Origin of the sequence: Gordonia otitidis NBRC 100426, from assembly GCF_000248075.1 — a bacterium.
Taxonomy (GTDB): Bacteria; Actinomycetota; Actinomycetes; order Mycobacteriales; family Mycobacteriaceae; genus Gordonia; species Gordonia otitidis.
Map to the genome: position 1 here is coordinate 1 of NZ_BAFB01000093.1, position 12175 is coordinate 12175.

General features: G+C 65.0%; 13 protein-coding genes. 8 read left to right on the top strand and 5 right to left on the bottom strand.

What is annotated here, in order from left to right; all coding sequences use genetic code 11:
* Nucleotides 1-361: PRC-barrel domain-containing protein (locus GOOTI_RS09220; protein ID WP_039993828.1), on the bottom strand; the 361-nt coding region annotated here is incomplete at its 3' end.
* Between the two features lie 35 nt (nucleotides 362-396).
* Between GOOTI_RS09220 and GOOTI_RS09225 the strand changes: the two genes are divergently transcribed.
* The 5 genes from GOOTI_RS09225 (at nucleotide 397) to GOOTI_RS09245 (ending at nucleotide 5857) form a co-directional block, all read left to right on the top strand.
* Entirely contained in the window at nucleotides 397-885 is a 489-nt protein-coding gene (locus GOOTI_RS09225) for a YflT domain-containing protein (RefSeq protein ID WP_007238314.1), read from the top strand.
* Nucleotides 886-1164: 279 nt separating this feature from the next.
* Nucleotides 1165-2577 carry an extracellular solute-binding protein gene (locus GOOTI_RS09230; protein ID WP_039993829.1) on the top strand — a complete coding sequence of 471 codons (1413 nt, stop codon included), beginning with the start codon at nucleotides 1165-1167 and terminating at the stop codon, nucleotides 2575-2577.
* Complete coding sequence (locus tag GOOTI_RS26130) at nucleotides 2574-3839, top strand: carbohydrate ABC transporter permease (protein WP_083835889.1); 1266 nt, start codon at nucleotides 2574-2576, stop codon at nucleotides 3837-3839. The genes GOOTI_RS09230 and GOOTI_RS26130 overlap by 4 nt, the downstream gene beginning before the upstream one ends.
* 6 nt (nucleotides 3840-3845) lie before the next feature.
* Complete coding sequence (locus GOOTI_RS09240; RefSeq protein ID WP_007238317.1) at nucleotides 3846-4676, top strand: carbohydrate ABC transporter permease; 831 nt, start codon at nucleotides 3846-3848, stop codon at nucleotides 4674-4676.
* 5 nt (nucleotides 4677-4681) lie between these two features.
* Entirely contained in the window at nucleotides 4682-5857 is a 1176-nt protein-coding gene (locus GOOTI_RS09245) for an ABC transporter ATP-binding protein (RefSeq protein ID WP_007238318.1), read from the top strand.
* A 32-nt stretch (nucleotides 5858-5889) separates the two neighbouring features.
* Here GOOTI_RS09245 and GOOTI_RS09250 read toward each other — a convergent pair whose 3' ends face one another.
* Genes GOOTI_RS09250 through fmdA form a run of 3 tightly spaced genes read right to left on the bottom strand, consistent with a single transcriptional unit; the run spans nucleotide 5890 to nucleotide 8707 of the window.
* A complete protein-coding gene (locus GOOTI_RS09250; protein WP_007238319.1) occupies nucleotides 5890-6747 on the bottom strand; it encodes a ParB N-terminal domain-containing protein in 858 nt (285 codons plus the stop codon).
* The gene (locus GOOTI_RS09255; RefSeq protein ID WP_007238320.1) at nucleotides 6737-7423 is read right to left on the bottom strand and encodes a metallophosphoesterase family protein; all 687 of its coding nucleotides are present in this window, start codon (nucleotides 7421-7423) and stop codon (nucleotides 6737-6739) included. Before GOOTI_RS09255 ends, GOOTI_RS09250 begins: the two co-directional genes overlap by 11 nt.
* 30 nt (nucleotides 7424-7453) lie before the next feature.
* On the bottom strand, nucleotides 7454-8707 hold the full coding sequence (gene fmdA / locus GOOTI_RS09260) for a formamidase (RefSeq protein ID WP_007238321.1): 1254 nt from the start codon (nucleotides 8705-8707) through the stop codon (nucleotides 7454-7456).
* 242 nt (nucleotides 8708-8949) lie between these two features.
* Here fmdA and GOOTI_RS25105 point away from each other — a divergent pair, with 242 nt between their 5' ends.
* Both GOOTI_RS25105 and GOOTI_RS09270 read left to right on the top strand, forming a co-directional pair.
* Entirely contained in the window at nucleotides 8950-9237 is a 288-nt protein-coding gene (locus GOOTI_RS25105; protein WP_007238322.1) for an FmdB family zinc ribbon protein, read from the top strand.
* A 78-nt stretch (nucleotides 9238-9315) separates the two neighbouring features.
* Complete coding sequence (locus GOOTI_RS09270; RefSeq protein ID WP_007238323.1) at nucleotides 9316-9891, top strand: suppressor of fused domain protein; 576 nt, start codon at nucleotides 9316-9318, stop codon at nucleotides 9889-9891.
* A gap of 53 nt (nucleotides 9892-9944) precedes the next feature.
* Here the strand turns inward: GOOTI_RS09270 and GOOTI_RS09275 are convergent, their stop codons facing one another.
* Nucleotides 9945-11015, bottom strand: a complete 1071-nt coding sequence (locus GOOTI_RS09275; RefSeq protein ID WP_039993839.1) for a magnesium and cobalt transport protein CorA — start codon at nucleotides 11013-11015, stop codon at nucleotides 9945-9947.
* 22 nt (nucleotides 11016-11037) lie between these two features.
* Here GOOTI_RS09275 and GOOTI_RS09280 point away from each other — a divergent pair, with 22 nt between their 5' ends.
* Nucleotides 11038-12171 (top strand): type 2 periplasmic-binding domain-containing protein, encoded by a 1134-nt coding sequence (locus GOOTI_RS09280; protein ID WP_007238325.1) that lies wholly within the window; start codon nucleotides 11038-11040, stop codon nucleotides 12169-12171.
* Nucleotides 12172-12175 lie beyond the last annotated feature (4 nt).

The window sequence follows — 12175 nt, forward strand, 5'->3', positions numbered from 1 at the left end:
CGACGACGATCATGTCGATACCTCTGAGGTCCTCGTGGTCGGGGTCGTCGACGCGCACCCGGGTGTCGAGAATCTGCCCGATCGCGAGCGCCTCTCCCGGGCGTAGATGTAATCGTCGTAGGCTCACGGTGCCCGTGTTCAGGGTGACCGCGGTGGGATCGACGGACGTGACCCGTAGCATCGGTACGAAGATCCGTCGGCGCGTGGCCAATTCGACCGCGAGGCCGAGCACACGCGGCTGCTGTCCGGGCAGGCGAACAGCGATCACCGCATCTCGGACACGACCGATTGACTCACCGTCAGGACCAAGGACCGCCAACCCGACTAATCTGGCCACGAAGACCTTGCTCACCGACGCCATGGGGGTAAGGGTAGTGGCCTAGTGGAGGACATGACATGACCAACCCGCTGAGTTCCGGTCGGCAGACCCCGGGTCTCCCGACTCCGCCCAAAGGGTGGCCGATCGGCTCCTACTCGACGTACGCGGAGGCGCAGCGTGCTGTCGATTACCTCTCCGACGAGAACTTCACCGTGCAGGACGTGACCATCGTCGGCGTCGACCTGATGCAGGTCGAGCGCGTCATCGGTCGGCTCACGTGGGGCAAGGTGATCGGTGGAGGCGTGGTCTCGGGCGCGTGGCTCGGCCTGTTCTTCGGCCTCCTGGTCTCTCTGGTCGTGACCGGTAACCCGATGGTGCCGATCCTGTTCGGTCTCGTCGGCGGTGTCGTCTTCGGTGTGATCTCCACGACCATCCCGTACGCCGCCACGCGCGGCCAGCGCGACTTCGCGTCGACGATGCAGCTCGTCGCCGGTCGGTACGACGTACTCTGCGATCCGAAGAGCGCCGAGAAGGCCCGCGACATGCTGGCGCGGCTGAACCCCTGAATCAGCCGAATTGGTGATCCCGGCCGAATTGCGGCCTCTCCCTTGATGTGGCGAGACGCTCGCGCATCGAACACATTTGGCACGACCGCGCCGAATGTGTTGCTTGTCACTGCCGCGCCGGGCTAGCGTAGCCACCAACGCCATGGCGCGCGACGACGCTCGCTGTGCTGCGTGCGACATCAAGGAGGCTGCGTGCGGAGCAACGGTTACAGGGGCAGCACAGGTAGGGGAGGTGGCAGCGACCGGCCCGTCAAGGCGGGCGGATCGCGGCGCACGTCCATGAGAGCGGCCATTGCCGCCGCAGCTCTCGTGACCGTGTTGCCGATCGTCGCGGCGTGCGGTTCCGGGCACGAGCCGGGCGTCCTGAATCTGTACCCGCCCGCCGACGGCGCTGATTCGATCAGGGCCATGGGCGACAAGTGTTCTCAGGAGTCGGGCGGCAGATATCGCATCGTGACCACCTCGTTGCCGAAGGCAGCCGATGACCAGCGCCTGCAGTTGGCGCGCCGTCTGTCGGGCAACGACAAGAGCCTCGACCTCATGGGCATGGATGTCGTGTGGACTGCGGAGTTCGCCGACGCCGGTTGGCTCACCCCGGTGCCCGACAACCTCACCGGTGAGGTGGAGTCACGGACGCTCGGCGGTCCGTTGGAGACCGCGAAGTGGAAAACCAAGCACGACGACTCCGAGCGGCTGTACGCGATCCCGATCTGGACCAACACCCAATTGCTCTGGTATCGCAAGGATGTTCTCCGCGACACCCTCGACAAGAGTCAACCCGCGAAAACGTGGGACGGCATGGTCGCCGACTCGACGAGCAGCCTCGCCAAGGGTGGGCCCAGTTACATCATGGTGCAGGGCAAGCAGTATGAGGGCTTGATGGTGTGGTTCAACTCGGTGCTCGCGAGTGCGGGTGGCGAGGTGGTCGACCCCAACGATCCGAACAAGGTGACACTCAACGACACTCCCGAGCATCGTGCGGCCACGGTGAAGGCCCTGCAGGTGCTCAAGTCGGTCGCCACCGCTCCCGGCCATGACCCCTCGCTGACCAACGGCGACGAGACCAGTTCGCGCCTCGGGATGGAGACCGGCAAGGCCATCTATCAGGTCAACTGGCCGTTCGTGTTGTCCTCCATGCGGGAGAACGCCGCGGCGGGCAGTGTGCCGTTCCTGACCGATGTGCAGCAGTACGCGGGCCTGTTCGCCGACAAGGACAAGTCACCTACGGATGAGCAGTTGGCGCCGGTGACACGCGCGGTACGACAGAAGTTCGACTTCGCACCGTATCCCGGAGTGACCGATGCGATTCCGGCCAAGAGTACGGTCGGCGGCCTCAACATCGCGGTGGCCGACACATCACAGCAGAAGGACCTCGCCTTCGAGGCGGCGATGTGTCTCACCAACGCCCGCGCCCAGAAGTTCTACTCCATCGACGCGGGAACCCCGCCGGTCATTTCGTCGCTCTACAGCGATCCCGACTTCCGTGCGGCATATCCGATGGCCGACGACATCAAGCTCCAGCTCGAACCAGAGCACGCCGCCCTGAGGCCGAAATCTCCTGATTATCAGGCGATCTCGACGCTCCTGCAGGCAAAGCTCTCTCCGGTCGGTTCCTGGGATCCCGAGACGCTCGTGGACCAACTGGCCGAGCAGGTGCAACGGGCGATCAACGGGGAGGGACTCATCCCATGACATCCGGCAACGACGGCACGGGTCACGACCAGGAGTCCGAGCACAGGGCAAAGCACGCATTGCCCGGCGACGGCGAAGATACGGGTGGATCGAGCAGCGCCGACATCTCCACCGGGCACGGGCCCGGATCATACGGGCGCACAGTGCATTCGGACGCGTGGACTCCTCCCGAACGTCTCGGACGGCCCAGCGGTGGCGAACCCGAGCACGCGGCATCGACGTCAAACGCGTCAGCGCCCCACGAGTCGACGCCGCCGCCGACGCCCACTGCTGCAGAGGCCGGCGTGGTCGGGGCGGCCGCGCGGCGGGGTGCTCCCGCGTCGACGGCGAGCCTGGTACGTGAGGAATCGGCGTCCAAGCCCGTGAAGCGATCGCGGGAGGTCAGCGAGGGCAAGAAGCAGGAACGTCGACTGGCGTACTGGTTGATCGCGCCCGCAGTGATCCTCATGCTCGCGGTCACCGCGTACCCGATCATCTACGCCTTCTGGTTGTCGCTCAACAAGTCGAGTCTCTCGGCTCCGGGGGAGCGGGAATTCACCTGGTTCAGCAATTACGGCACCGTGCTCAGCTCCAACTACTGGTGGACGGCGTTCTTCGTGACGGTAGGGATCACAGTGGTGTCCGTGGTCATCGAGTTCGTGCTCGGTATGGCCGTCGCACTCGTGATGCACCGCACCATCTTCGGCCGGGGCGTGATCCGAACCGTCGTGCTGATCCCCTACGGCATCGTGACGGTTGCGGCCGCGTTCTCGTGGTACTACGCATGGACCCCCGGAACCGGGTACCTCGCGAATCTGCTGCCCGACGGTAGTGCACCGCTCACCCAGCAGTGGCCGTCACTGGCGATCATCGTGCTCGCCGAGGTCTGGAAAACGACACCGTTCATGGCACTGCTGCTGCTCGCCGGACTCGCGTTGGTTCCCGACGAACTGCTCAAGGCCGCTGAGGTCGACGGCGCGGGCGCATGGACCCGCCTGCGTCGCATCATCATTCCGATGATGAAACCCGCGATCCTGGTCGCGCTGCTGTTCCGAACGCTTGACGCGTTCCGCATCTTCGACAACATCTACGTCTTGACGGCAGGCAACAACAACACCTACTCGGTCTCGATGCTCGGTTACGACAACCTGTTCAAGGCCTTCAATCTGGGTGTGGGATCGGCGATCTCGATACTTATCTTCGTGTGTGTCGCGATCATCGCGTTCATCTTCATCAAGGGCTTCGGTACCGCCGCGCCCGGCTCCGACAACGAGGGGAGGTAGGCCGCCGTGAACCGCACCGCCAAATCCCGTGTCGGGTGGCTGATCGCCGACATACTGGTCGTGCTCTACGCGATCATTCCGCTGCTGTGGATCATCAGCTTGTCGTTCAAACCGGCGAGCAGCGTGACAGACGGTAGATTCATCCCGGCGCAGTGGACGTGGGAGAACTACTCAGGGATCTTCCAGACGAGCGCCTTCACCTCCGCCTTGCGTAACTCGCTGGGCATCGGTCTGATCACCACGCTGATCGCGGTCGCGATCGGCACGATGGCCGCCTACGCCGTTGCGCGCCTCGACTTTCCCGGGAAGAAGCTGCTCGTCGGTGCAGCGCTGCTGATCGCCATGTTCCCCCAGATCTCGTTGGTCACACCGTTGTTCAACATCGAACGCAGCATCGGGCTCTTCGACACCTGGCTCGGGCTGATCCTCCCGTACATCACCTTCGCGTTGCCGCTGGCGATCTACACGCTCTCGGCGTTCTTCCGGGAGATCCCATGGGAGTTGGAGAAAGCGGCGAAGATGGACGGTGCGACCCCGTTTCAGGCGTTCCGGAAGGTCATTGCCCCCCTCGCCGCCCCCGGTGTGGTGACCGCGGCGATCCTGGTGTTCATCTTCGCGTGGAATGACCTGCTACTGGCCTTGTCGTTGACCTCGACCGAGCGCGCCATCACCGCCCCGGTGGCGATCGCGAACTTCACCGGCAGTTCGCAGTTCGAGGAGCCCACCGGCTCCATCGCCGCAGCCGCGGTGGTCATCACCATCCCCATCATCATCTTTGTGCTCTTCTTCCAACGTCGAATCGTCGCCGGCTTGACCTCCGGCGCGGTGAAGGGATAGTCCCCATGGCAGAGATCGTGCTCGACAACGTCAGCAAGAAGTACGCGGACGGCACCGTCGCCGTTCACGACTTCACCCTCACGATCGCCGACGGCGAGTTCATCATCCTGGTCGGCCCGTCGGGCTGTGGAAAGTCGACGACCCTCAACATGATCGCGGGTCTCGAGGACATCAGCAGCGGCGACCTGTACATCGGCGGCGAACGGGTCAACGACAAGTCGCCCAGAGACCGTGACATCGCCATGGTCTTCCAGAGCTATGCGCTCTACCCGCACATGACGGTACGGCAGAACATAGCGTTCCCGCTCACTCTGGCCAAGCTCCCCAAGGACGAGATCACCAAGAAGGTCGACGAGGCCGCAAAGATCCTCGACCTCACCCAGTACCTCGATCGGAAGCCGTCGAACCTGTCGGGCGGTCAGCGCCAGCGCGTCGCGATGGGGCGCGCGATCGTGCGCTCGCCCAAGGCGTTCCTCATGGACGAACCGCTGTCGAATCTCGACGCGAAACTCCGCGTGCAGATGCGCACGGAGATCGCGCGGCTTCAGACGCGGCTCCGCACCACGACCGTGTACGTGACGCACGACCAGACCGAGGCGATGACCCTCGGTGACCGCGTCGTGGTGATGCGCAACGGTTACGTACAGCAGGTCGGGACACCCAACGAGCTCTACAACGACCCGGTCAACGTGTTCGTCGCCGGATTCATCGGGTCGCCGTCGATGAACTTCCTGCCCGGGGCGTTGACCGCCGAGGGTGTCGACACCCCATTCGGGGCGCTCGTTCTCGACGATCACGAGGCCATTGCCGCCGAGGCGAAGAAGGAAGGCAGCAACGGGGAGGTGCTCATCGGTATCCGACCCGAACAGATCGAGGACGCCACACTCATCGATCCGTCGGTGAAAGCGCGTGGCACGACGTTCACCGCCGACATCGACGTGCTCGAGTCGATGGGGTCGGACAAGTACGCCTACTTCACGATCGACTCGAACCGTGCCGCCAACGACGCACTGGCCGAGTTGGCCGCCGAATCGGGTTCCGAACTCGGTACAGGGGAGATGGTTGCCAGGCTCTCCCCGGAGTCTGCGGTCACCAAGAACTCGCGCGCCGAGCTGGTGTTCGACACCGACAGGATCGCTGTCTTCGACCAGCAGTCGGGAGTGAGTCTGCGGCACAGGTGACTCGACAGGCTCGTGCAGCGACGTGAAGACGCCTACCGACGCCTGCGCCGCGACTGCTCTCGGAGTTCGTCGATGATCTCGTCGTCCCAGACGTGCCTGCGTACCAGGCGATAACGTTCACCTGCGACCCACATGTACAGCTCGGCGTCGTCGGTGAGGTCCGGTCGTAGCTCGGCGCGGCGGGCCATCCTGACCACGGGGAGGAATTCCTCACCGAACCAGCGACGCGCGACGTCTCGTCGACTCACGAATTCGCCGAGCTCCTGGCTGAGTCGAAAACCCCACGCCTCCACTGCTTCTGCGAGTTCGGCGTAGGCGAACGGATCGCGCAGGCGGACGGCGTCGGCTTGGGCACCGGCGAGCGGGACCCGTGCGAGGAACAGTCGTCGGTGATCCTTGAGTACGAGGTCGGACGGCGCGTTGATGCCCTCGGGCGGTATGCGTGTGTGGATCTCGGTGACGTAGGCATCGATCGTCTCGAGATGACGTGCGATGGCGATCGAGACGCGGTGATGGCCGTCGATGACGAAGTACATCGACCCGATCTTGTACAACAGCACCGGCGGTACCGACTCGCCGCGGCGCTGGGCCGCCGCCAGCCGTTGCCAGCGTTCGCGGATACGCGACGAGGTCGGCCGGAAGTACTTGTCGAAATCCTTTGTGCGGTCGACGCTTCCGACGATGTCGCGTACGCGGACCTGCTGCAGTCCCAGATTGGTCTCGCCGGTTCGGCCCAGTGCGCGTACTACTTCGTCGAACGGCAGGATCGTGTTGACGTCCGCGGGCTGACGGGTGAACCAGTGCGTGAGGCGGGCGAGTTCGGCCTGTCGGCGCATACGCGCGAAGTCGTTTTCGGCGTCGGCGTCGGGAAATCCTGTGTCACGCGCCATATCGTCGCCTCACGATCGTGAAGTCCCGGCCCCCGGGTTCGATATCGAATTGACAATAGCCGACGACGTTCATCGATACGGTGTCCTTGCCGATGAGCTTGTCTGTCGGGTGTGCGCCGAAGGGGTGCACATGACCGTGGACCAGCAGTGCCGGGTGTAGATCGTCGACGAGACCGTGAAAGCACTCGAATCCGCGGTGCGGTCCGTCATCTCCGTCTCCGACGCCCCGAGCAGGACTGTGTGTGAGAAAGATGTCGGGCCGCCGGCGGGTGAGATGGCAGCCGAGCCGTACACGCCAACTCCGCTGGCGTTGCTGGCGCTCGGAGAATTGGTTGGGCCCGCTACTGTAACGGATCGAGCCGCCGAGACCGCTGATGCACAATCCGGCTGCCTCGACCGTACGACCGTCGGCGTTGAGAGCCCCGAGCGGGCCGGGATCGCGCGCGGGCAGTCCCGCGCGCGTCCATCCGCTCCTGGAGTGACGGTATCCACTCAGATCGGGGTCGTGGTTGCCCGGCACGTAGACGCACGGCGCGTCACAGAGCGAGATCAGCGCATCGAGGTAGTCGAACGGTAGATCGCCTGCGCCGAGGATCAGGTCCGGCTTGCCGTCGATGCCCACGCCCAACGTCAGTGAGTCGACCACTTCGTCGGCCACCGCGAGAACACGCACCATGGGGTAAGCGTAGGCGCATCCTCCCGATGGTCAGAAACTCGCGTGCGGCGCACCCATGCCCGGATCGATCTGCACCGGCCCGCTCTTCGACGGCGAGACGTCGAAGTCGAAGATGGCGGTCGGGATATACACCGTGGCACAGGAATTCGGGATGTCGACCACCCCGGACAACCGGCCTTCGATCGGTGCGGAGCCGAGCAATAGATACGCCTGCTCCGGACTGTAGCCGAACTTGGTCAGGTAATTGATCGCATGAAGGCATGCCCGCTGGTAGGAGAGATCGGAGTCGAGGTAGCGCTGCTCGCCGTCGAGCGTGACGGAGGTTCCCGAGAACGCGATCCACTCCGAGTACTGCGGATCGGTGTTGCCAGGCATGAAGATCGCATTCTCGCTGACGCCGTAGGTCTCCATGCCGCCCTTGATGAGGTCGACGTGCAGATCCATGAAACCGCCCATCTCGATGGCTCCGCAGAAGGTGATCTCACCGTCACCCTGGGAGAAGTGCAGATCACCGAACGACAGGTTCGCCCCCGGCACGAACACCGGGTAGAACACGCGGGTGCCCTTGGTGAGGTTCTTGATGTCCTGGTTGCCGCCGTTCTCACGTGGTGGTGCCGTCCGCGCGCCTTCTGCGGCCACACGGTCGAACTCGGCTCCGCTCAGTGACCCCAGGATCGCTCCGTCGGGTTGAGGGGGCAGTGCCAACGGCGGCACGCGGTCGGGATCGGTTGCGATGAGCGCGGCTTCGCGTGCATTCCATTTTCCCAGCAGATCCGGGCTCGGTGCGGTGCCCATGAGGCCGGGATGCACGATTCCGGTGTACTTCACATGCGGCACATGGCGACTCGTGGCGCTCTGGCCGGAGAAGTCCCAGACCGCCTTGTATGCGTCGGGAAATTGGTCCGTCAGGAATCCGCCGCCGTTGAGCTTGGCGAAGATGCCTGTGTAACCCCAGCCCTGACCTGCCAGCGGTCCGGAATCCTCCTGCGGTATCGGTCCGACATCGAGGATGTCGACGATCAGCAGATCACCCGGCTCGGCGCCTTCGATGGCGAACGGTCCGGAAAGGGTGTGCACGTTGTTGAGCGGGGCGTTGAGGATGTCCTCTGCGGAATCGTCGTTGTGGATGGCACCGTCGAACCACTCGCGGCAGTGTGCGCGGAAGGTGGCGCCGGGCTTCACCGTGACCGCGGGCGGGATGTCGGGGTGCCAACGATTGTGGCCGATGATCTGCTGGTCGGTGAACGGCTTGGACGAGTCCAACCCGAAGAGCAACTCTGGCACGGCGACCTCCTGGCGACGCTGGTGTGCGGCCGGGCCACACACCAGTGCTCGGCACGATGATTCCGGATGGAATCATTCGTGAGTCACGATATCGCGAAATCTGCCGCGATGCGCTGGATGAGGAAAGACGCTGCAGCACAACAGTATCGAGTACTCGTCTGCGAGCCGCGTCCGTATGCCGGGCGTGTATACCGCACGCGGGTACGCCAACGCCGAGCAGTTGTCGGCGCTAAGGTCGATGCATGCCGACCTACGTGTTCCGCTGTGCTCAGAGGTGCGTCGACGTCGAGGAGATCCACGCGATGGCCACGGTGCCGACCGAAGTGGTCTGCCCGGCGTGCGGTGCGAGTGCGATGCGGATCGTGGGTTCACCGGCACTCGGGACGGGGAACAGTCCGGCGATGCGCGCGCAGGATGCCACCCGTGCGACCGCAGAAGCACCCGCCGTGGTCTCGTCGGTGCCCGGTGTTCGCCGTCGCGCCACACCCGTGACCACGAACCCGCTGCATCGGAAGCTCCCGCGTCCCTGACGGCTTCATGTCGGCCGACACCCAGGCGCCCGAACGCGGCGAGGTCCGGATAGGGCGCAGACGCTACGGTGGAAGACCGTGAGCACCTCAGTGACCGATGCGGTCCATGACTTCCTCGTCGCCCGACTCGGTGTCGAACCGCAGCGTGCGTCGGTGACTTTCCTGGGAGTCGAAGCGATCGACGTCGAGCGTTATGTCGTCGACGACGATGTGGTGTTCGCGACTGTTGGTTGCTCACGTCACCCGATGACCGATCCCGGCGATCTCCATCCCGATCCGGTCCGTGGGCCCCGCGCCGAACTGGTCGTGCGGATGCACGCGGGTGTCGCGATGCCCGGTGTGCACCGTCGACTCGCCACCGTGGCGGCGGCGCCCGCGGTCGAAGGTCTCGTGCTCGATGCGGATGCGCTCGTCGATCTCGGAGAACCCCTGTGGGACGGTGCGCCGTTCACGGCCCTGCTGACCGGCGCGGACGAACTGGGTGAGATCGCCTTACCCGAACCGATGGCTCCGGTGCGCCTGCTTCGGGCTGTTCCGATCACGGCGAACGAGGCCGCATGGGTGCTACTCAAAGGTGCCGACGAACTGCGTGAGGCGTGGGCGGAGGCCAACATCGACGTCGCAGATCCGCGACGTTCGCCGGCCAGCATGTGAGCGGTGGTCTGCCCGGCGTACACGAGGGTGTACACCCGCAGGTCGGCGCTGGTCTAGAGCCAGTGGCTTCGTCGGAAGGTCGCCCAGAGGGCTCCGCACACGATGAGCATGGCGAGGCACAGCAGTCCGAATCCCTGCCGGTCGTGCATACCGGGCAGGATGTCGAAGTTCATCCCGTAGAGCCCAGCGACCATGGTGGGCACCGCGGCGATCGCCACCCACGCGGAGATCTTCCGCATGTCGCTGTTCTGTTGGATGCTCACTTTCGTGGCGGCGGCGTCGAGAAGTGAGCTCAACACCTCGTCGTACTCCACCACGCGTTCGATGACCGTGCTCAGGTGATCGGACACGTCGCGGAACTGGCGGCGGATCTCCTTGGGCACGAGCGTGTTGTCCGACGCCAGTCGCGACATCGGGCCTGCCAACGGCGTCACCGCCCGCCGCAACTCGAGGACTTCGCGCCGGAGTAGGTAGACGGGCTCGATGTTCAACCAGCGCTGTTGTCGGGAGAACACCGTGCTCTCGATGGAGACGACATCGTCCTCCATACGCTCGGACACCGCCAGGTAGGAGTCGACGACCTTATCTGCGACCGCATGGAGTACCGCCGTCGGGCCGAGCGCGAGGCGCTCGGGTCTCGCTTCCATGCGACGTCGCAGGTTGTGCAGATGTGTGTGGTCGCCGTGGCGCACGGTGATCACGAAATCCCGACCCGCGAACACCATGATCTCGCCCGTCTCGACGACCTCGCTGGCCTTCTCCATCGACTCGTGCTCGACGTAGGAAACGGTGCGAAGAACGAGGAACTGCATGTCGTCGTAGACTTCGAGCTTCGGGCGCTGGTGCGCGTGGACGGCGTCCTCCACGACTAACTCGTGCAGACCGAACACCTCACCGACGCCGGTCATCTGTTCGTCATCGGGGTGTGCCAGTCCGAGCCAGACGAAGCCCTCACCACTCTCACGGACCTTCGTGAACGCGTCGGAGTACGTGATCCGACCGGGCTGGCGGATTCCGTCGACATAGACCGCGCAGTCGACCACCGCACGCGCGACGGGAACAGGAATCCGGGGGAGCGTCCGCGACTGACGGGCGTTGCGTCCGCCTGGGCGCAGATTGGACATTCCGCCGGGACGGAGGTTGGGCATGGGCACGGTGTGGATGCTACTCGCGCAACCGGTCTCGGAAACGTCGCCAAGCCACGTCAGCAGGCATGCCCGTGACCGGGCGGGCCTTCCCTCGACGTCGCCGTCGACATCAGACGGGTGCGCTCAGCCACCGCTGACGCGTTATACCGTGAACCCCGTGCTCACTCGTGTCTGGTCCACAGCCGTGCTCGCGGTCGTCGCGTTCCTCACAGCCGGGGTGCTTGCCGGCTGTTCGAGCCCGTCGAGTGAGGCCGACTCGACCGGCCGACTGCTGAGGGTGGGCGCAGGCGACACCTCTGCGCTGGAGGTGATGGCCGAGATCTACGCGGGCGCCTTGCGCGACGTCGGGGCTCCGGTCGCACACCAGGTACGCATCGGTGACGACACCAGCCTGCTGGCCGACATGGACAAGGCCGCCCTCGACCTCTTTCCGGCCTTCGGCGGCGATCTGCTCTCGGCACTTGCGCCGTCATCGACCGCGACGACGGCCGAGGATGTCTACGACGAGCTGAATCGCTCTCTGCCCCAAGGTGTCTCGGTGGGGGATGCGACGCCGGTGAGCGCGACTCCGCAGGTGTTCGTCGCGACGTCGCTTGCGCAGTCGAGTAACGCCACCGACTTGTCGGAATGCGGGAGGCTTCCCGCAGGAATGCCCGTCGTGGTCGTCGACCGCGCGGAGCCCGGTGTCATGTCGGCGCTCGCCGCACAGGGATGTCGGTTCGGTCCGGTCGAGACGGTCGGATCGGTGCGTGAGGTGATCGCACGCGTCGGGACCGGAGACTCGGCCGGGGTGCTGTCGGCCCTCGACGCCGCAGTGGCGCTCGATGCCTCCGCCCCTCAAATCCAGGCGCTCCGGGTGTCCACCCCCACGCAGAGCGGGGCTCGGGGCTCAACCGCACCGGATTCAGCCGCGCCGGGGACCCCAGCCCGCGGAGAGACCGCCGGTCCGCGAGCACAGAACCTCGTTCCGGTCTTCCGCACAGCGGCGCTGACGCGTAGCGAGGTCAAGCAGATCAATCGCGTCGCGGGCGAGATCACGACTGCCGACCTCGCCGAACTGGCTCGTCGCGCGGACGAGGGCGCCGAGCCACGCGACCTCGCGGTCGGGTGGCTCGGCGAGCACAGCTTGTAGATCC